Genomic DNA, 17,585 nt, shown 5'->3' with positions numbered 1-17,585 from the left:
GGGAAGTCTCTCCTTGGCGGGTGGCCAGGTCAGCGGACGGTGGCGAACCAGCCCGCGATGGCCTCGATCTGCCGGTCGCTATAGCCCCTGGCGATCTGCTGCATCACGGTGGCCTCGCGCCTGCCCTGCTTGAATTCCTGCATTTGCCGGATCAGGTCGGTGCTGGCTCGCCCGGCCAGGGCCGGCACCACGCTCCCCTTGGGAGCGCGGCCGGCAGGGCCGTGACAGCCGAAGCAGGCGGCGGCCCAGTTGCGCGCCTGGAGCACGGTGGTGTCGGGCGCTTGCGCGCGTACGCCGCAGGGCAAGGCCAGCAGCGCGAGGGCCGCCAATGCGGCCAGCGTGGGGATCGGGTTCATGGCGTTCGCTCCAGGGTGCCGCCGGGGATGCCAGTACCAGCCCGGGCGGCGTTGCTGCGCAGCAACCGCGCAGGCCCGCGCCGGATGCACCGCGAAGGCGTGCCAACCCTAACACATCGGCGCAGGCGGATGTGATGCAAAATCCTCAGATCGAACTGCGCTGACTGCAGCGCCTGACGGGCTGCGAGGGATGAAAAACGGTGGGAAACAAGTGGAAACAAGGCAGGAACCTGGCACCAAGGCAGCTTGCATCGGGCTGCTCAGGGGCCGGCACGGCGAGGCCGGCCGCTGCAACGGGTACGCCTTGCCGTCCTGCGCCGGCGTGCCGGCCGGCAAGCGCGGGGCTCGGCTCCGCGCCCGCGGTTCAGGGCAGGTTGCGGCCCGGCGGCAGTGCCACGGGCGATGCCACCGGCGACGTCACCGGGCTGGTGGTGGCGCCGGGTGCGGCGTCCGGGGCGGCCGGTGCCTGCTGCACCGGCGCGGGCGTGCCGGACGCGCTGTCGGTCGCCGTCGTGGTCCGCCCGGTAGCGCCGGCATCGAGCCTGGCGCGCTCGGTTTCGCTCACATAGTCGAACGCCTTGACCACCTTGGCGACGCCGCTGGCATTGCGCGCGACATCGGTGGCGCGGTCGCCCTCGGCCGGGGTAACCACGCCCAGCAGGTAGACCACGCCCTTCTCGGTGGTGACCTTGATTGAGTTCGAAGGCACGCCTTCGGCGGTGACCAGCATCGTCTTGACCTTGCTGGTGATGAAGGCATCCTCGCTGCGGGTGGCGAACGAGGGCGAGGACAGGATCTCCAGTTCGTCGATGACCTCGCGGGCATTGGGCAGGCCGCGCACGTACTGGTCGATCTGCTGCTTGATGGCGTTGTCCTTGGCCTCGCCGGTCAGCAGTACCTTGCGGTTGAAGACCGTCACGCTCACGCGGGCCTGGTCGTTGTAGCGCGAGTTGATGGTGCTTTCGGCCTCGAGCTGCAGGCCGCGGTCGATGGTCTGGGTGGCGGTGGGCCGGCGGTCGGTGGCCACGGTCACGCCGCTGGCCATGCCGGCGGCGATCACCGGGAAGCAGCCGGCGAGCTGTGTGGCTACCACCGTCAGCGCTGCCACCGTGGTAGCGGTACGTGCCAGGCGGGCCAGGCGCCCGGCCGGCCGGGCGGCGCGGGATTCACGCAGGTTGGGCAGAGTCGTCATGTGGTCCTTGCTGTAGCGGTGAGACGAAAATGGAAACGGGGTGGCGGGAGGCGGCGGCACCGCGCGGCACTGCTGGGGCGGGCTCAGCCCTCGCCCAGCAGCGCCTCGTCGATGCCGTCGCACAGGCAATGCAGGGTCAGCAGGTGCACCTCCTGGATGCGCGCGGTGCGCTCGCTCGGCACGCACAGGCTGACGTCGAACTCGTCGAGCAGGCGGGCCAGCTCGCCGCCGCCCTTGCCGGTCAGCGCCACCACGCTCATGTCGCGCTGTTTGGCGGCCATCACCGCGGCGATCACGTTGGCGGAGTTGCCGGAGGTGGAGATGGCGAGCAGCACGTCGCCGGGCTGGCCGAGGGCTTCCACCTGCTTGGAGAACACCACGCTGAAATCGTAGTCGTTGCCGATGGCCGTGAGGATCGAACTGTCGGTGGTCAGCGCAATGGCCGCCAGGCCAGGGCGCTCGCGCTCGAAGCGGCCGATCAGTTCGGCCGCGAAGCGCTGGGCATCGGAGGCCGAGCCGCCGTTGCCGCACACGAGGATCTTGTTGCCGCTGGTGAGCGCGCCCACCATGCGCTCGATCGCCGCAGCGATATGGGGCGCCATCACCGGCGCGGCCTGGCGCTTGGTCTCGGCACTGTCAAGGAAGTGTTGCTGGATGCTATCGATATGCATGGCTCGATTGGCCTTCTTGTTGTCCAAACGCGGCGCGTGCCGCAAGATACTGCGCATTATGACGCAGGCGCCGGGGCTGCCTTGCTCTTCTCCGCATGGCCTTGCCGCGACATTGCCACGCGCTTTTCATGGCCCGGCGCCGGCGTCGAAGGCATCGCGAATCCACTCGAGCCGGCCCGGCTCCAGCGCCACCACATCCAGCCGGCAGCGCGGCTCGCCGCCCGGCCCCGCCTGCACTGCCAGGTAGTGCTGCGCCGCCAGCAGGATGCGCCGCTGCTTGGCCGGCGTGACACTGGCCGCGGCACCGCCAAAGGCACGGCTGGCGCGCTGCCGCACCTCCACAAAGACCAGGGTGCCGTCGGCCGCGCGCATGATCAGGTCGATCTCGCCGCCTTTGCAGCGATAATTGCGGACCACCAGCGCCAGGCCCTGCCCCTCCAGGTAGGCCAGCGCGCGCGCCTCGGCGCGGGCTCCCCGCGCCTGCGCGGGCGACATCGTGGATTTGAATGATGGATTCAACGGAAGTTCTCAAGCATGACTGACTGGATCTCCCTGGCAGCCGGCCAGTCCTACCCGCCCGGTACCCTGTATGTGGTGGCAACCCCGATCGGCAACGTGGCCGATCTTTCGCTGCGCGCCTTGCATGTGCTCGGCCTGGCCGATGCGGTCGCCTGCGAGGACACCCGCAACACCGGCCAGCTGCTCGCGCGCGTGGGCCTGCATCGCCCGCTGCTGGCCGTGCACGAGCACAACGAGCGTGAAGCGGCGGTGCGCATCAACGAACGGCTGGCCGCGGGCGAGCGTATCGCCTATGTGTCCGATGCCGGCACGCCTGGCATCTCCGATCCCGGTGCGCGGCTGGTGGAAGCGGCGCGCGCCGCGGGCCACGCGGTGGTGCCGCTGCCCGGCCCGAGCGCCGCGGTGGCCGCCTTGTCGGTCGCGGGCGAGATGCTGGACAGCGGTGGCGGGCGTTTCACCTTCGCCGGCTTCCTGCCGCCCAAGGCACGCGCCCGCGCCGAAGCCATCGCCGCGCTGGCCACGCTGGACCATGCCTGGGTGGTCTACGAGGCGCCGCACCGCATCGCCGATACGCTGGCGGCGCTGGCCGCCGCGCTGCCACCTGGCCGGCGGCTGCTGATCGGGCGCGAACTCACCAAGCTGTTCGAGCAGACGCCGGTGCTGGCCGTCGGCGAAGCGCCGGCCTGGCTGGCCGCCGATCCTTCCCGCGCCAAGGGCGAATTCGTGCTGGTGGTGGAAGGCGCGCCGGCCGCGGCGCAGGATGCCGGCCAGCCCGATGCCCGCGCCCAGCAGGTGCTGGCGCTGCTGCTGGCCGAGCTGCCGGCCAAGCGGGCTGCCAAGCTGGCTTCCGCCATTACCGGCGCCCCGACCGACGCCCTCTACAAGCTGGCGCTGGCACAGCGCGCCGGGGACGGGGCCGGCGACCAGGCCGGGGAGGAATAAGCGGCGCCGCGCCATGGGGAAGGCGCCGGCGACCGGGCCAGCGTCCAGGCAGGCCGGTAAGCTGGCGAGGACATGAGCCCGGCATGCCTGCACGGCCCGCGCCCGGCTCAGCGGCTCTTGCGCCTGGGCGCCGATTTGCGCGTCTTGCGGGCCTGGCTGCGCCGGGCCGGCTTGGAGGTGTTCTCGGCCAGATCCGTTGCGGTCAGGGCATCGTCGCCGCCGTCCCCGGCATCGTCCCCGCCCGGGGACATCTGCGGATTCAGCGCGGCAACCTCGGAGCGCGACAGGCGGCGGATCTCCACCTGGGTCGAGCCGCGCTCGCTAAAGCCGAGCTGCCGGGCGGCACCATATGAAACATCGAGTACGCGGTTGCTGTGATAGGGCCCGCGGTCGTTGATGCGTACCACCGCCACCTTGTCGTTGCGCAGATTGCGCACCAGCACCCAGCTATCGAGCGGCAGCGAGGGATGCGCCGCGGTCATCGCGCGCATGTCGAAGCGCTCGCCGTTGGCGGTCCTGCGGCCATGGAAGCCCTTGCCATACCAGGAGGCGACGCCGCGCTGCTCGAAGGAGCCCAGGTCGGGGCGCAGGCCCTCGAGCGAGCCCTGGCTGGTGGCGCCTTCGCCCAGCGAATCGTTGCCCCAGCGGAACAGGCCCCAGCCATTGCCGCCATCCTTCTGGGCTTGTTCCGGCGCATCGCGCCTGGTTTCGCCGTCCTTGCCGTGGCCCTTCTCGCCCTTGGCCACGCTGGCGGGCTTGGGCTGCCTGGCCCGCGCCGCAGGCGTGGCTGCGGTGGGCACGCCCTCCTGTGATTCGCCGCCCGGGGGGATTGCGCAGGCGGCCAGGGCCAGCGCGCACGTGGCGTGCACGCACAGGCGCAGGATCCGCCCGGGGCGGGGAAAGTGGGGGGGTAACCTAGACATCGCGCGAGTCTAGCATCAGGTAGTTGGAGCTATGGCCTTGATTTTGTTACGAATTGTCTGTAACAAGCCGCAAAAGGCGTACCCGAATCGGCGGCGGCGGGGCGCGGAGCCAGTCCTGGCAAGGCTTTGACGGTGTGATGCCGGGCATGCCTGCAGCTTTGCGGAGGCACGTTGGTGCGGCGCGCCCCGCCATGCCCGACGCTACAATGCCAGCACTGTTCCGGATGTCTCATCGCGTTACGGCGTGTGCCTTCGCTCTTGTCTGTGCTTATTCAGGCACCCGGCTTCTTCGTCCCTCTTCGTCCCTCTCTTTGGCCCTCAACGCTCCATGCAAGTCCTCCTGATTCCCGTGACGCCCTTCCAGCAGAACTGCGCGCTGCTGATCGACGAGACCACCGGCCGCGCCGCGGTAACCGATCCCGGTGGGGACCTCGACCGCATCCACGCCGCGGTCAAGGAGCACGGCGTGACCCTGGAAAAGATCCTGCTTACGCACGGGCATGTGGATCATTGCGCCGGGGCGGCGTCGCTGGCGCGTGAACTTGGCATCCCGATCGAGGGGCCGCACCAGGACGAACGCTTCTGGATCGAGCAGTTGCCGGAGCAGACGCGCCGCTTTGGCTTTGGCCATGCCGAGATATTCGAGCCGCAGCGCTGGCTGGACACGGGCGACACCGTGCAGTTCGGCAGCGAAACGCTGGAGGTCTACCACTGCCCTGGCCATACGCCGGGCCACGTGGTGTTTTTCTCGCGCGCCCACCGCTTCGCCATCGTGGGCGATGTGCTGTTCGCCGGCTCGATCGGCCGGACCGATTTCCCGCGCGGCAACCACGCTGACCTGATCCGCTCGATCCGCACCCATTTGTGGCCGCTGGGCGAAGACGTCACCTTCGTCCCTGGCCATGGCCCGGTCTCGACCTTCGGCGAGGAGCGCAAGCACAACCCGTACGTGGCGGACCACCTGGTCGACGCAGGCTGAATCCCGCCCTCCTCCTATTGGAAGAACAAGACACGCCATGGCCAAACGACAGGCTCCCGACACCCGTCCCGAGATCTATGTCAGCACCGATGTGGAAGCCGACGGCCCGATCCCCGGGCCGCATTCCATGCTGTCGTTCGCGTCCGCCGCCATGTTGGCGGACAAGACCGTGGTGAGCACGTTCTCGGCCAACCTGGAAACGCTGCCGGGCGCGGCGGGGCATCCGGCGCAGATGCAGTGGTGGCAAACCCAGCCGCAAGCCTGGACGGCCTGCCGCCAAAACCTGGAGCCGCCGGCGCAGGCCATGGTGCGCTATGTGGACTGGGTGGAAAGCCTGCCCGGCAAACCGGTCTTCGTGGCCTTCCCGGCGGGCTTCGATTTCACCTGGATGTTCTGGTACATGATGCGCTTTGCCGGCCGCTCGCCGTTTGGCTGGGCCGCGCTCGACATCAAAACGCTCGGTTTCGCCCTGACCGGGCTGCCGTACCGCAAGACCGTCAAACCCGCGCTGCCGGCCGCGTGGAAGGATCCGCTGCCGCACACCCATGTGGCGCTGGACGATGCGCTGGAACAGGGCGCGCTGTTCTGCAATATGCTCGCCGAGCTGCGCGCGCGGGAAGCCTCGCTGGCCGCCGCGCAAGCCGCCGCCGAAAGCGACGGCTCGCATCCGGCAGGCGGAAGCTGAGCCGGCCTGGCGGGATTCGCCGCCCTGCCCGCTTGCGTCGGGCTCGCATCCTGCGCCGCGCCGGCTATAGTTAAAGCGTATATGGCGACGTACCAACCCGAGATGCGGGCTGCCGCGCTGCCATGCCATATACGGCCTCGCGTGCCCGGCTGGCGCGTGCCACGCCCAGGAGGTGTCGACCATGCGTTTCCATCCCGACCTGCACCTCAAGCAAATCGCCGGCCGCCTGCACTGGCCGCATGTAGCGCATTCGCGGCGCGAGCCCTCGCACCCGCACTCCCTGCAGGAAGACGCCGAGGTCGCCAAGGCCACGGTGTATGTCAGCGTGGTGACGCTGGTGGTCTTGCTGGTGATCCTGGCGGCCATCGCTTTCGGTCAGGAGGCCATGCACTGGCTGGGTGTTCCTTAGACGATCCGCCTGAAGCAATTCAGTCTGTCTGACCGGGCCGGCCCCTACCTTGCGTAGGGGCCGGTTTTATCTGGGGCCGCCGGTTTCCATGAAGCAGTGCCAGGGCTGCGGCTCAGGCCAGCAACGGTGCCACGTTCTCGGGCGGCCGGCCGATGGCGGCGCGGCGATCGCGTACCACCACCGGGCGCTGCAGCAGGATGGGATGGTCGGCCACCGCGCCCAGGACCTCGGCATCGGTCAGGCCCGGGTCGGCCAGCCCCAACTCCTTGTAGGGCGCCTCGTTGTCGCGCACCATCTCGCGCACGGGCACGCCCAGCATGGTGTGCAGCCGCTTGAGCGTGGCCAGCGTAGGCGGTGTCTTCAGGTATTCCACGATCTCGAGCGGCTCGCCCAGCCGGGCGGCGGCGGCCTCGACCAGCGCCAGGGTTTCGCGCGACTTCGAGCAGCGGGGGTTGTGATAGATGGTGATCATGGCGGTACTCCTTGTTCTGTAGCGCTGTAACCATGCAGCGAGCGGCCCGGGCCTGCGCCGGCGTGGCGATGGCCCGCCGGTCAGATCCCGCCCCAGGTTCAAATCCGCACTATACAAGCCGCCGTGCCAGCCTGGCAGGGGTGGCGCGCGGCTTCACGCGGCCGGCGCCAGCCGCAGCAAGGCGGCCACGGTGGCGCGCAGGCCGGCGCGCAGCGGCTTGTCGTGGCGCAGCACCAGCGCCAGCGTGCGCGCCAGCGGCGGGGCCAGCGGACGTACCGCGAGGCGCGCCCGCTGGGGGGGCGGCAATGCGCCGGGCGGCAGCGCCATGCCGGGCAGCACCGAGTATCCCAGGCCGGCGCCGACCAGTTCCTTGATCGCCTCGACGCTGTCGAGCTCCATCACCGGGCGCGCGCTGACGCCGGCGCGCAGGAACCATTCGTCCACCAGCCGGCGCGTATTGCCGCCCGGCGAGAACAGCACCAGCGGCCGGCCGGCCAGATCGGCGGGCGACACGATGGCCGGCAGCGGATCGTCGTCATCGGGAGGCCCGATGGCGACGAAGGGGTCGTCCAGCACGGGCGTGATGTCGAACATCCGGCCGCTGGCCGGCAGCGTGACGAAGGCCAGATCCAGCGCATTGTCTTCCACTGCCTTGAGCGCGTCGCCGGTGTTTTCCGTGCTGACCACGATCTCCAGCGCCGGCATGGCGCGGCGCAGGTCGCGCAATACCGCCGGCAGCAGGTAGATACAGGCGGTGGCGCCGGTGCCCAGCCGGACCCGCCCCACCACCCCGCCGGCATGGCGCGCCATGCTGTCGTCGGCCGCGGCCAGCGCTCCGGCCACGCCGCGCGCGTGGGCCAGCAGGTCGTCGCCGGCAGCGGTGGGGAGCACATGCCGCCCCACCCGCTCCAGCAGGCGCAGCCCGTAGCGCTGCTCAAGCTGGCGCACCTGCAGGCTGACCGCTGGTTGGCTCAGGCCGAGCCGTTCGGCCGCCGCGGAGAAGCTGCCCAGCTCGCAGACCAGGGCAAAGGCCTGCAGGAAATCCGGATTCAGGTTGCGCATGGCAAAGAATTTCTTATGCTTTGCATAAGTCAGCGAAGCTTCCTTTATAGCATCGAGGCGGGGTAAGGTTGTGGCATCGGCCCCGCGCTCTTGACGGGGAAATCCGCCGCAGGCCCGCTTTGCCATTGTTCTGCCCCCGCTTGCCTTGATCCGTTCCACCTGCCCTCGACCGCCCGCCGCGCCAGCACCATGAAAGCCTCTCTCGCCACGCTCTCCGCCGCCTCCGCCACACCGCTGGCCGTGGCCACTGCCACCGCCGCGGTGCAAGCCTGCGCCAGCCCGTCGATCCGCGATGCCGTCGCCACGGACATGCCCGCCATCCAGGCCATCTATGCGCACCATGTGCGCCATGGCCGCGCGTCGTTCGAGGAAGTCGAGCCGGGCGTGGACGATATGCGCCTGCGCCATGCCGAGGTGAAGCGGCAGGGCCTGCCTTACCTGGTGGCCGCGCGCGGTGACCAGGTGCTCGGCTATGCCTATGCCTCTGCGTACCGGACGCGCAGCGCCTACCGCTTCGCCATCGAGGATTCGGTCTATATCGATGACCGCTACCGCGGCCAGGGGCTGGGGCTGGCCTTGCTGGCAGCGCTGGTGTCGCGCTGTGAGAGCGGCCCGTGGCGGCAGATGGTGGCGGTGGTGGCCTGCACCGCCAGCGGCGAAGGCGCGGGCTCGCTGGCGCTGCATGAGCGGGTGGGTTTCCGCACCATCGGCCGGCTGCAGTCCGTGGGCTTCAAGCACGGGCAGTGGATCGATACGGTGCTGATGCAGCGTGCGCTGGGGGACGGCGACGAGACGCTGCCTGCGGAGCGTGCGGCCAGGCCGTAGGCTCCGGATGCCGGCACGCCGGATCCCGCGTGCCTATTGCCGATGCAGCACCTGCACCAGGCTCTCTTTGCCAGGAAACCAGTGTTCGAGTGCAAAACCCAGCCCGACCGCCAGCGCGCCGACGATCAGCGCGGGCAGGATCGAGCGGCGCCAGGCCGCCAGCAGCCAGCTGGCCTGGTCGGCGCGCCGCGCCACTTTCACCATGCCCCCGGCCAGCAACGCCTCGAAGGCGACCTCGGCCAGTAGCAGCGGCCCCTGGGAGACCAGGTAGAAGGCGCCGAGCACTGCCGCCGCGAGCAGCCCCAGCACCAGCAGGATCAGACCCAGTGCGTCGCCGGCATCGCCGGCTGCCTCAAGCGCTTCTCCGGCGCTCCCGCCGGCATCGGACAGGGGCGCCGCATCGTCGAGCGTGAAGTTGCCGGACGCGCCGCCGCCGTCGAAGGTGCCGCCCCGGCCGGAGGCCGGCAGCGGGCCGGCGCGTCCTCCCGCGCTGCCGGAGCCGCCAAAGCCGGGCATGGAAATATCGGGCAGTTCCACGTTGCTCGTGTTCTTGTTGCCCGCCTCGTTGCGGCGCGGCTGTGCCAGGCAGGACGACAGGCCCACATAGATCAGCCAGCAGCGCACGCCGAGCAGGAAGCCGAGATAGGCCGCCACCGTGGCGAGGCCGTAGCGCAGCGGCAGGGTATCGATGCCGGCCATCCACAGCAGCTTGCTGGCCAGCATGCCGATGGCCAGCCCCCAGAGCGCGATCAGCGCGACATGGCAACGGATAAAGAAGCGGTCGGCAAGGGTTGCCAGCACGCGCCGCCTGGCAAGCGGCTCGGGGGTCGGCAGGGGGGAGCGGGGCTTGGCGCGGCGGGACGCGTGTGACGGCATGAGCGGCGGCATTCATCAGCAATGTGCCGCATCATACCCGTCGCTGCGCTGCCAGCGCTCATGCGCTTATACGCCACGCCCGCGGTCAGCCCCGGCGCCATGCAACTGCCGCGCGAGGTGCCCGGCCCAGGCGTCGACCCGAGCCATGCCCTGCGCCACATGCTCGCTGCCCCGCCGCAACTGGTCCAGCCGCAGCGCCTCGAAACGCGCCAGGCCGATACCGGTGCAGGCCAGCACGTATCGCAGGTATGGCGTGAGGAAGTCGCGCTGGGCCGCGGGCCCGTCGCCGAGCGGGCCGCCGCAGGCAAGCAGCAGCCAGACCGGCCGGTCCGCCAGCAGGCCGATCTTGCCGCCGGGCGTGCCGCGAAAGGTACGGTCGATGCGCACCACGTGATCGATCCACGCCTTGAGCGCGGACGGCACGGTGAAGTTGTGCATGGGCGTGGAGATCAGCACGACGTCGGCTGCCTCCAGTTCGGCGATCCAGGCCTCCGATTGCGCCAGCGCGGCGGTCTCGGCGGCGCCGCGCTGCACCGCCGGCATCAGGCTGGCCTCGACCAGCGCCGCCGGCGGATGCGGCGGCGGCGCAAGGCCGAGATCGCGCTCGCTTACCGCCAGCGCCGGATGCTGCCGCGCGACCTGCGCCAGCAGCCGCTGCGCGGCCTGGCGGCTGAAGGAGGATTCGCCGCGCGCACTGGCGCTGATATGCAGGAGCCTGGTCATGGTTCTTGGGTTGCCGGGGGGGCGCATTGGCGTCAGGCCAGCGGGATATTGAACCGTAGCGCAGAGGCCAGCAGGCCGTTGCGGTAGTAGAAGCGGTGGCCCAGCACATTGGTCAGCGGCGTATCCAGCACCAGCTTGGCGCAGCCCAGCGCGCGTGCCTCGTCCTTGAGCCGGTCCATCAGCAGATGGCCGTACCCGCCGCTGCGCGCCGCTTCGTCCGTCACCAGGTCGTCCACATAGAAATGCACGCCGTGCACCAGGTTGTCCTGCAGGCGGAAGCCCGCCAGCGCCACCGGCCGCCCGCCCTGCCACAGTGCCAGCAAGCGATAGCCGGCCGCGACCTGGCGGCGCCAACGTGCCACGAATTCCTCGGGCGATGCAAGCTGCGGGCGCAACTGGTGCATCAGCGGGAAACAGGCCAGCACCCCGGCCTCATCGTCCACGTAGGCGATCGGCTCCGCCGTGGCGGGTTGCGTGCGGGTACTCACGCGCTGCTCCTGGGCTGGGCCGGTGCCGGCGGCGAGAAGCGCAAGCCCACCGCGATCCGGTTCCAGGCGTTGATGTTGGCGATGGCGGCGCTCAGATGCGCGGTTTCCGCGTCGGAAAACTGCTCGCTTACCTGTGCGTAGGCGGCGTCGGTACCTTCCGTGCCCAGTCCGGTCAGCGCCTCGGTCCAGGCCAGCGCGGCCAGTTCCCGCGTGCTGAAGATGCCCGCGTCGCGCCACGCCGCCACCAGGTCGAGCTTGCGCTGGTCCAGCCCCAGGCCGCGCGCCACATTCAGATGGAACTGCACGCAAAAGGCGCAACCGTTGATCTGCGAGGCGCGCACCTTGATCAGCTCGGTCAGGGCCTTGTCCAGGCCGGAGTCGTCCACCGCCTTGGAGAGCGAGCGCAAGGCGGCGGCTACGGCCGGCGCGGTCTGGTTGAAGTCGGCGTACTCCATGCGGGCGTGGGTCTGCATATGTGTTTCTCCTTGCGTCACGGGCGGATTCGTCCATTTGTTATCAGTGCACGAACATAATATAAGAGCACTGATATTGTGAGCAAGGGTTTACGGTGAGGCAGACGCAAGGGACGCTGGGCCGTGGCGGGCGAAAGGTATGCGGAGGGAGGCGGCCCTCAAAACTGCGGCCTCAGGAATTCACAATAAGAATTGTGTTGATCGATTCATTCAAGAGTAAATTTGTTTCGAGAATGATTCTGGTAATTCAGGTGCAAGGATGCGCACAAAATTCCCAATATGAATGATCATGTCAATTTATTGCAAGACACTATCCTTGCGGAAAATATAGTTCCCGCTTGGTTGCGGGTCCACAAAAAGAAAATTCATGGAAAGAATTCATCTGCAAACTTTATGCAGAAAAGAATCGATTCCATGAATTTTACGGGCGGATCAGCGGAAGCCGCGCACCCGCTTGCGGCAAAACCGCCGGGATCGAGGCCCCGGCGGCATGCAAGGCCTTAAGCCATCAGATCCGACAGCGCCAGCGCCACCACCTTGGTGGCACGGTTCAGGTCATTCAGGCGCAGGTTTTCGTCCGAGTTATGGCCGCGCGCCTCCATCAGCGTGCGCGGGCCGGCGCCGTACAGCACGGTGGGGATGCCGTACTTGGTGTAGTGGCGGGCGTCGGTGTAGAGCGGCACGCCTTGCACCGGGATGTCGACGCCGAACACTTCCTCGGCGCGGCCCTTGAGGGCGCCGATCAGCTTTTCCACGCCGGGCAGTTCCGACAGCGGTTCGGCCAGGATGATGCGCTCGACCTTGACCTCGATGCCCGGACGGTCCCTGGCGGCCTTCTCGACCACGGCGCGGAGCTCGCCTTCGGCGTCGAAGCCGATTTCCTCGGGGATCATGCGGCGGTCGACGCGGAAGGTCACCAGGTCCGGCACCACGTTGGTGTTGATGCCGCCCTTGATCAGGCCGACATTCAGCGTGGCGGTATCGATGCCCGGCGTCTTCGACTTGCGCGTGGCCAGTTCCGCGCGCAGGCCGTAGATGGCCTGCAGGATGTGGGTGGCGGCTTCGATCGCGTCCACGCCGGTATGCGGCATGGCGGCGTGGCCCTGCTTGCCCTTGACCGTCACTTCCACGTGCAGGCAGCCGTTGTGGGCCGAGGTGATGCCATAGGAGAAGCCCGCCGAGATGGCGTAGTCGGGCTTGCTCAGGCCCTGGTCGAGCAGGAACTTGGGACCGATGTCGCCGCCGGTTTCCTCGTCATACGTGAACTGCAGTTCCAGCGTGCCGTTGAGCCTGGCGCCTTGCTTCTCGGCTTCCATCAGGGCCAGCACGGCATAGGTGTAGGTGGCGAAGTCCGACTTCGATACGGCCACGCCGCGGCCGTACATGACGGGGCCGTGCTCGCTGTCGGCGATCTCGCCGCCGTACGGGTCCTTGGTCCAGCCCAGGCCGGGGGGCACCACGTCGCCGTGCGCATTCATGGCGATGGTGGGGCCGCCCGTGCCGAAGGTCTTGCGCACCAGCAGGTTGGTGGCGCTGATCATGCCGGCCGCCTTGACCAGTTCGTCGGGCACCTTGTGCGCTTCGACCTGGAAGCCCAGGCCTTCCAGCAGCGCCTTGGCACGCGTGCCGTGGGCGTTGCAATCGCCGGGAGGATTGTCCGACGGCACCTTGACCAGTTCGGCCAGGAAGGATTCCTGCGCGGGGCGCTGCGCGTCGATGTAGTTGGTCAGCGTGGTCTGCAGCGGGTTCACATTGTCTCGTGCGGTCATGTCTGTTCTCGAATGGTGTCTTCAGTATCGGGAGTGGAGGCGCGGGCGCCGGGTCGTGGCGCTTATTGCTGCCGCGCGGAATGCGGGTCGAAGTGTTCGACGAAATCGCTGAACACGGCTGCCGCGCTGGCAGCGTCTTCCGTGGTCATGGTCTCGGTGGGGTGATGGCTGATGCCGCCGTTGCCGCAGCGCACAAACAGCATGGCCACGTCGGCGATGGCGGCGATGGCCATGGCGTCATGGCCGGCGCCGGACGGCAGGTGCCGCACCGCCAGGCCCTGGCGGGCGATGGCATCCGCCCATTGCTGCTGCAGCCAGGGCGCGCACGGCACGCTGACGGCTTCGTGGGTCTTGCGCACGTTCGCGCGGACATTGCGGCGGGCGCACACGCGCTCGATCTCCGCCAGCACGTCGTTTACGGCGGCTTGGCGCACTGCGTCGTCGCCGGCGCGCATGTCGATGGAGAAGACCGCCCGGCCGGGCACCACATTGGCGGCGCCGTTGGGCACATTGAACTGGCCCACCGTGCCGACCAGGCCGGGCAGGCCGCCGCAACGGCGTTCGATGAACAGGCCGATCTCGGCGCCGGCCATGGCCGCATCGCGGCGCAGGTCCATTGGCACCGTGCCGGCGTGGCCGGCCAGCCCTTCGAGCTCGACGATAAAGCGGGTGGCGCCGGAGATCGCGGTGACCACGCCCAGCGGCAGGCCGTCATTGAGCAGCACCGGGCCTTGCTCGATATGGACTTCCACGAAGGCCAGCACCTGCTCGCGCGCATGCGCGGCGGCGGGCAGGCCGGCGGGATCGAAGCCGGCCGCGCGCATCACTTCGCGCATGGTCTTGCCGGATTCGTCCACGTTGTCCAGCACATTGGCGTCGAAGGTGCCGGCGATGGCGCGGCTGCCCAGCAGTGTGGCCTTGAAGCGCACGCCCTCCTCCTCGGCGAAGCCCACCACCTCGATGGCGAACGGGAAACGCTTGCCCCGGCGGTTCCATTCCGCCACGCAGGCGACCGGCAGGATCACGCCCAGGTTGCCGTCGTAGCGGCCGCCGTCGCGCACGGTGTCGAAGTGCGAACCGGTCAGCAGCGCGGGCGCGTTGGGCGTATCGGCCTCGTAGCGGCCGATCACGTTGCCGGCGGCGTCGCGGCGCACCGTCATGCCGGCAGCCTGCATCCACTCGGTCAGCTGCGCGGCGGCGCCGTGATGGGCCTGGGTGAGATAGGTGCGGGTGAGCATGCCGGGCTGCTCGGTGTGGACGGCCAGGGCGTCGGCCCAGGCCATGACGCGCGCGCCGGCCTCGGCGGCGGGCGAAGGCGCCGCGGCCTCGGCGACGGAAGAAGAGGGTGAAGCTGCCATGCGTGTCTCCTGCTGATGTGCGCGGATGCGAAGGCGCCGGATCATGCAAGCACCGCGCCAGCGCTGCCATGGGCAGGCCGGAGGGTGCCGCCGGGACGGTCCCGGGGCGCCGTGACTCTCGTCCGAGAGCGCTATTCTGTGCGATTCATGGTAGCACAGTGAATTCAAAAATTGCATACAAAAATGATATGCACTATATTGGCTTCCACGTTCCGACAATGCGCTGCGGACAATCCGATCCGGACAGCGAATTGCGTGGATTCCGCTCCAACAGAAGGGCCAATCCACGAAGCGCCGTTGCCCTTACCCGGCACGGTGCTCGGTAAATCAGGCCGGCTGCTCCGTCACGAGGGCAACCGGCATTCCTGCAGCGATGACAGGACGCGCCAGCCGCCGGCTTGGACGCGCCCGCATGGAGACAACGATGCACCCAGCAGTTCAGCAAGGGCCCGCTTCCGGCCGCCCGAAATCCGCCTTCACCCGCTTCACGCGTTCCTTGTTCGGCCAGGTACTGATCGCCTTGGTGCTGGGTACCGCACTCGGCCTGCTGTTCCCCGAGTTCGCCGCCAAGCTCAAGCCGCTCGGCGACGCCTTTATCAAGCTGATCAAGATGCTGATCGGCCCGATCGTGTTCTGCGTGGTGGTGGCCGGCATCTGCGGCGCCGGCGAGTTGAAAAAGGTGGGCCGGGTCGGCATCAAGGCGGTCTTCTACTTCGAGGTGGTTACCACCATCGCGCTGGCGCTGGGCATTGCGCTGGCCTATATCTTCCACCCTGGCTCCGGCATGAACGTGAACCCGGCCTCGCTCGACGCCTCGGCGATGGCGGCCTACGTGGACACCGCCGCCAAGGTCAAGAGCGAAGGCATGGCGGACTTCCTGCTCAAGCTGGTTCCCAACACGGTGATGGGCGCTTTCGCCAGCGGCGACGTGCTGCAGGTGCTGCTGGTGTCGATCCTGTTCGGCTGCGCGCTGTCCCTGGTGGGCGAGCGCGGACGGCCGCTGGTGTCGATCATCGATACCTTCTCGCACACGCTGTTCAAGATGATGGGTTTCATCATCAAGCTGGCGCCGCTGGGCGTGCTGGGCGCGGTGGCCTTCACCGTGGGCAAGTACGGCATCGGCTCGCTCAAGCAGCTGGGCTACCTGGTGATCGTGTTCTACGGCGCGGTGGTCTTGTTCGTGCTGGTGGTGCTGGGCACGGTGATGCGCCTGTGCGGCTTCTCGGTGATCAAGCTGATCCGCTACCTGCGCGCCGAGCTGCTGGTGGTGCTGGGCACCGCCTCGTCGGACAGCGTGCTGCCGCAGATCATGAAGAAGCTCGAGTTCATGGGCATCAAGAAATCGGTGGTGGGCCTGGTGATTCCCACCGGCTACTCGTTCAACCTCGATGCCTTCTCGATCTACCTGACGCTGGCCGCGGTGTTCATCGCCCAGGCCACCAACACCCCGCTGGCGCTGGGCGACCTGCTCGGCATCCTGGCGGTGGCGCTGGTGACCTCCAAGGGGGCGCACGGCATTCCCGGCTCGGCCATCGTGATCCTGGCGGCCACGCTGTCGGCGCACCCCGCCATTCCCGCCATCGGCCTGGTGCTGGTGCTGTCGGTGGACTGGTTCATCGGCATCGCCCGCGCGGTCGGCAACCTGATCGGCAACTGCGTGGCAACGGTGGTGGTGGCCGCCTGGGAGAAGGACATCGACCGTGCCCGCGCGCACGATGTGCTCGACGGCAGGATCGATGCCAGCGACCTCGACGCAGGCCTGGCGCCGGCCTCCCACGAAGCCGCGCCGGCCAGCTCCGGGGCATCCCCGCTGCCCGGCGCGGTCGCGGGGCGCTAGAATCTCGGCATTCCTCATAAAGAGACCCGCGCAAGCGCGCAACCATGCCTGAGCATATCGACCCTGACATGACCGCCGAAGCGATCGCCGAAGACATCGTCGCGGCCATCGTTTCGCACCGCCTGCCGCCCGGCACCAAGCTGCGCGAGGAAGCACTGGCCAGCGTCTACCGCGTCAGCCGCACCAAGGTGCGGGCCGCGTTGCTGATGCTGTCCAAGGACAAGGTCATCCAGATCGTGCCGGACAAGGGCGCCTTCGTGGCCAAGCCCAGCGCCGAGGAAGCGCGCGAGGTGTTCGCGGTGCGCCGCATCCTGGAAGCCGCGCTGGCGCGCGAATTCGTGGCCCGCGCCAGCGCCGCCGACTACAAGCGCATCGACCGGCACCTGGCCGCCGAGAAAAAAGCGCTGGCCGGCACCGATGCGCAGGTGCGTACCCGCCTGCTGGGCGATTTCCACATCATCCTGGCCGAGGTGGTCGGCAATGGCGTGCTGACCGGGATGCTGCAGGAGCTGTCGATGCGCAGCGCGGTGATCACCATGCTCTACCAGTCGCGGCGCGATGCGGCCTGTTCGTCCGACGAGCATCGCGAGTTCATCGAAGCGGCCCGCGCCGGCGATACCGAGCGTGCCGTGACGCTGATGGTGGAACACCTGAACCACGTCGAGGCGGCGCTGCATTTCGAACAGGTGCCGGCGGCGCGCGGCAAGGACCTGGTGACGGCGCTGCTGGCCTGAGCTTGCCGCATCGCGCTTGACCTGGGTCAAGGCGCGCGGCGCGCCTTTGCCTCATCATGGACCCGTCATGAAGCTGCGGGGGCGCGCTTCATGGCACACTGGCCCGTCCTCCCCGGACGGCAGCCCGCACGCCGGCTTGGGTGCGGGCTTTTTCTATTGCGCCGCACCATGTTTGCGCGCTGCTTCCCCTCCTTTCCTGTTCCGCGCCCCCTCCGGCTTATTGCACGCCCTGGCCGCCATCATTGCCGGATCCGTACGTGATCGAATCGCGGCATCGGAGTAGGATGTCGGA

20 protein-coding genes are annotated in these 17,585 nt (G+C 68.6%); 7 read left to right on the top strand and 13 right to left on the bottom strand.

What is annotated here, in order from left to right:
- Nucleotides 1-29: 29 nt before the first annotated feature.
- The 4 genes from AC3FOF_RS13375 to AC3FOF_RS13360 form a co-directional block, all read right to left on the bottom strand.
- Entirely contained in the window at nt 30-356 is a 327-nt protein-coding gene (locus tag AC3FOF_RS13375; protein WP_276268180.1) for a c-type cytochrome, read from the bottom strand.
- Nucleotides 357-720: 364 nt separating this feature from the next.
- Nucleotides 721-1,548 carry a BON domain-containing protein gene (locus AC3FOF_RS13370; RefSeq protein WP_488726860.1) on the bottom strand — a complete coding sequence of 276 codons (828 nt, stop codon included), beginning with the start codon at nt 1,546-1,548 and terminating at the stop codon, nt 721-723.
- An 83-nt stretch (nt 1,549-1,631) separates the two neighbouring features.
- Entirely contained in the window at nt 1,632-2,219 is a 588-nt protein-coding gene (locus tag AC3FOF_RS13365) for a phosphoheptose isomerase (RefSeq protein WP_035813315.1), read from the bottom strand.
- 126 nt (nt 2,220-2,345) lie between these two features.
- Entirely contained in the window at nt 2,346-2,714 is a 369-nt protein-coding gene (locus AC3FOF_RS13360; protein ID WP_276266913.1) for a YraN family protein, read from the bottom strand.
- Between the two features lie 39 nt (nt 2,715-2,753).
- Between AC3FOF_RS13360 and rsmI the strand changes: the two genes are divergently transcribed.
- On the top strand, nt 2,754-3,680 hold the full coding sequence (gene rsmI / locus AC3FOF_RS13355; RefSeq protein WP_488726859.1) for a 16S rRNA (cytidine(1402)-2'-O)-methyltransferase: 927 nt from the start codon (nt 2,754-2,756) through the stop codon (nt 3,678-3,680).
- Nucleotides 3,681-3,787: 107 nt separating this feature from the next.
- Here the strand turns inward: rsmI and AC3FOF_RS13350 are convergent, their stop codons facing one another.
- Nucleotides 3,788-4,603 (bottom strand): septal ring lytic transglycosylase RlpA family protein, encoded by an 816-nt coding sequence (locus AC3FOF_RS13350; RefSeq protein ID WP_488726858.1) that lies wholly within the window; start codon nt 4,601-4,603, stop codon nt 3,788-3,790.
- Nucleotides 4,604-4,931: 328 nt separating this feature from the next.
- Between AC3FOF_RS13350 and AC3FOF_RS13345 the strand changes: the two genes are divergently transcribed.
- From AC3FOF_RS13345 to AC3FOF_RS13335, 3 genes are all read left to right on the top strand, one after another.
- Complete coding sequence (locus AC3FOF_RS13345; protein ID WP_017226367.1) at nt 4,932-5,582, top strand: MBL fold metallo-hydrolase; 651 nt, start codon at nt 4,932-4,934, stop codon at nt 5,580-5,582.
- Between the two features lie 37 nt (nt 5,583-5,619).
- Complete coding sequence (locus tag AC3FOF_RS13340; RefSeq protein ID WP_488726857.1) at nt 5,620-6,267, top strand: exonuclease; 648 nt, start codon at nt 5,620-5,622, stop codon at nt 6,265-6,267.
- Between the two features lie 181 nt (nt 6,268-6,448).
- Nucleotides 6,449-6,676, top strand: coding sequence for a hypothetical protein (locus AC3FOF_RS13335; protein ID WP_017226369.1), 228 nt, complete (start codon nt 6,449-6,451; stop codon nt 6,674-6,676).
- A gap of 112 nt (nt 6,677-6,788) precedes the next feature.
- Here AC3FOF_RS13335 and arsC read toward each other — a convergent pair whose 3' ends face one another.
- Nucleotides 6,789-7,148, bottom strand: a complete 360-nt coding sequence (gene arsC, locus AC3FOF_RS13330) for an arsenate reductase (glutaredoxin) (RefSeq protein ID WP_017226370.1) — start codon at nt 7,146-7,148, stop codon at nt 6,789-6,791.
- A 153-nt stretch (nt 7,149-7,301) separates the two neighbouring features.
- Nucleotides 7,302-8,210, bottom strand: a complete 909-nt coding sequence (locus AC3FOF_RS13325; RefSeq protein ID WP_488726856.1) for a LysR family transcriptional regulator — start codon at nt 8,208-8,210, stop codon at nt 7,302-7,304.
- A gap of 189 nt (nt 8,211-8,399) precedes the next feature.
- Here AC3FOF_RS13325 and AC3FOF_RS13320 point away from each other — a divergent pair, with 189 nt between their 5' ends.
- The gene (locus tag AC3FOF_RS13320) at nt 8,400-9,035 is read left to right on the top strand and encodes a GNAT family N-acetyltransferase (RefSeq protein ID WP_276266893.1); all 636 of its coding nucleotides are present in this window, start codon (nt 8,400-8,402) and stop codon (nt 9,033-9,035) included.
- 33 nt (nt 9,036-9,068) lie between these two features.
- Here AC3FOF_RS13320 and AC3FOF_RS13315 read toward each other — a convergent pair whose 3' ends face one another.
- The 6 genes from AC3FOF_RS13315 to AC3FOF_RS13290 form a co-directional block, all read right to left on the bottom strand.
- The gene (locus AC3FOF_RS13315; RefSeq protein WP_488726855.1) at nt 9,069-9,911 is read right to left on the bottom strand and encodes a hypothetical protein; all 843 of its coding nucleotides are present in this window, start codon (nt 9,909-9,911) and stop codon (nt 9,069-9,071) included.
- A 66-nt stretch (nt 9,912-9,977) separates the two neighbouring features.
- Nucleotides 9,978-10,634 carry an FMN-dependent NADH-azoreductase gene (locus tag AC3FOF_RS13310; protein ID WP_488726854.1) on the bottom strand — a complete coding sequence of 219 codons (657 nt, stop codon included), beginning with the start codon at nt 10,632-10,634 and terminating at the stop codon, nt 9,978-9,980.
- Between the two features lie 32 nt (nt 10,635-10,666).
- Complete coding sequence (locus AC3FOF_RS13305) at nt 10,667-11,122, bottom strand: GNAT family N-acetyltransferase (RefSeq protein WP_017228079.1); 456 nt, start codon at nt 11,120-11,122, stop codon at nt 10,667-10,669.
- Nucleotides 11,119-11,595: a carboxymuconolactone decarboxylase family protein gene (locus tag AC3FOF_RS13300; protein ID WP_488726853.1), complete on the bottom strand. Its 477-nt coding sequence runs from the start codon at nt 11,593-11,595 to the stop codon at nt 11,119-11,121. The genes AC3FOF_RS13305 and AC3FOF_RS13300 overlap by 4 nt, the downstream gene beginning before the upstream one ends.
- A gap of 500 nt (nt 11,596-12,095) precedes the next feature.
- Complete coding sequence (locus AC3FOF_RS13295; RefSeq protein ID WP_276266896.1) at nt 12,096-13,364, bottom strand: M20/M25/M40 family metallo-hydrolase; 1,269 nt, start codon at nt 13,362-13,364, stop codon at nt 12,096-12,098.
- A gap of 62 nt (nt 13,365-13,426) precedes the next feature.
- Nucleotides 13,427-14,722 (bottom strand): allantoate amidohydrolase, encoded by a 1,296-nt coding sequence (locus AC3FOF_RS13290; RefSeq protein ID WP_276266897.1) that lies wholly within the window; start codon nt 14,720-14,722, stop codon nt 13,427-13,429.
- Between the two features lie 424 nt (nt 14,723-15,146).
- Here AC3FOF_RS13290 and AC3FOF_RS13285 point away from each other — a divergent pair, with 424 nt between their 5' ends.
- Together AC3FOF_RS13285 and AC3FOF_RS13280 are read left to right on the top strand one after the other, a co-directional pair.
- Nucleotides 15,147-16,559 (top strand): C4-dicarboxylate transporter DctA, encoded by a 1,413-nt coding sequence (locus AC3FOF_RS13285; protein ID WP_276266898.1) that lies wholly within the window; start codon nt 15,147-15,149, stop codon nt 16,557-16,559.
- A gap of 44 nt (nt 16,560-16,603) precedes the next feature.
- Nucleotides 16,604-17,293 (top strand): GntR family transcriptional regulator, encoded by a 690-nt coding sequence (locus tag AC3FOF_RS13280; RefSeq protein WP_035813265.1) that lies wholly within the window; start codon nt 16,604-16,606, stop codon nt 17,291-17,293.
- Nucleotides 17,294-17,585 lie beyond the last annotated feature (292 nt).

The organism is Cupriavidus sp. 96C5-1, from assembly GCF_057798855.1.
This window is presented reverse-complemented; position numbering and strand designations above follow the sequence as displayed.

Bases quoted from the DNA above. Each gene is read 5' to 3' on its own strand.
- AC3FOF_RS13335 (WP_017226369.1), top strand. From the start codon at position 6,449: ATGCGTTTCCATCCCGACCTGCACCTCAAGCAAATCGCCGGCCGCCTG.
- AC3FOF_RS13370 (WP_488726860.1), bottom strand. From the start codon at position 1,548: ATGACGACTCTGCCCAACCTGCGTGAATCCCGCGCCGCCCGGCCGGCC.
- AC3FOF_RS13350 (WP_488726858.1), bottom strand. From the start codon at position 4,603: ATGTCTAGGTTACCCCCCCACTTTCCCCGCCCCGGGCGGATCCTGCGC.
- AC3FOF_RS13360 (WP_276266913.1), bottom strand. From the start codon at position 2,714: ATGTCGCCCGCGCAGGCGCGGGGAGCCCGCGCCGAGGCGCGCGCGCTG.
- AC3FOF_RS13320 (WP_276266893.1), top strand. From the start codon at position 8,400: ATGAAAGCCTCTCTCGCCACGCTCTCCGCCGCCTCCGCCACACCGCTG.
- AC3FOF_RS13325 (WP_488726856.1), bottom strand. From the start codon at position 8,210: ATGCGCAACCTGAATCCGGATTTCCTGCAGGCCTTTGCCCTGGTCTGC.
- AC3FOF_RS13285 (WP_276266898.1), top strand. From the start codon at position 15,147: ATGCACCCAGCAGTTCAGCAAGGGCCCGCTTCCGGCCGCCCGAAATCC.
- AC3FOF_RS13345 (WP_017226367.1), top strand. From the start codon at position 4,932: ATGCAAGTCCTCCTGATTCCCGTGACGCCCTTCCAGCAGAACTGCGCG.
- AC3FOF_RS13315 (WP_488726855.1), bottom strand. From the start codon at position 9,911: ATGCCGTCACACGCGTCCCGCCGCGCCAAGCCCCGCTCCCCCCTGCCG.
- rsmI (WP_488726859.1), top strand. From the start codon at position 2,754: ATGACTGACTGGATCTCCCTGGCAGCCGGCCAGTCCTACCCGCCCGGT.
- AC3FOF_RS13340 (WP_488726857.1), top strand. From the start codon at position 5,620: ATGGCCAAACGACAGGCTCCCGACACCCGTCCCGAGATCTATGTCAGC.
- AC3FOF_RS13300 (WP_488726853.1), bottom strand. From the start codon at position 11,595: ATGCAGACCCACGCCCGCATGGAGTACGCCGACTTCAACCAGACCGCG.
- AC3FOF_RS13290 (WP_276266897.1), bottom strand. From the start codon at position 14,722: ATGGCAGCTTCACCCTCTTCTTCCGTCGCCGAGGCCGCGGCGCCTTCG.
- AC3FOF_RS13280 (WP_035813265.1), top strand. From the start codon at position 16,604: ATGCCTGAGCATATCGACCCTGACATGACCGCCGAAGCGATCGCCGAA.
- arsC (WP_017226370.1), bottom strand. From the start codon at position 7,148: ATGATCACCATCTATCACAACCCCCGCTGCTCGAAGTCGCGCGAAACC.
- AC3FOF_RS13365 (WP_035813315.1), bottom strand. From the start codon at position 2,219: ATGCATATCGATAGCATCCAGCAACACTTCCTTGACAGTGCCGAGACC.
- AC3FOF_RS13310 (WP_488726854.1), bottom strand. From the start codon at position 10,634: ATGACCAGGCTCCTGCATATCAGCGCCAGTGCGCGCGGCGAATCCTCC.
- AC3FOF_RS13295 (WP_276266896.1), bottom strand. From the start codon at position 13,364: ATGACCGCACGAGACAATGTGAACCCGCTGCAGACCACGCTGACCAAC.
- AC3FOF_RS13375 (WP_276268180.1), bottom strand. From the start codon at position 356: ATGAACCCGATCCCCACGCTGGCCGCATTGGCGGCCCTCGCGCTGCTG.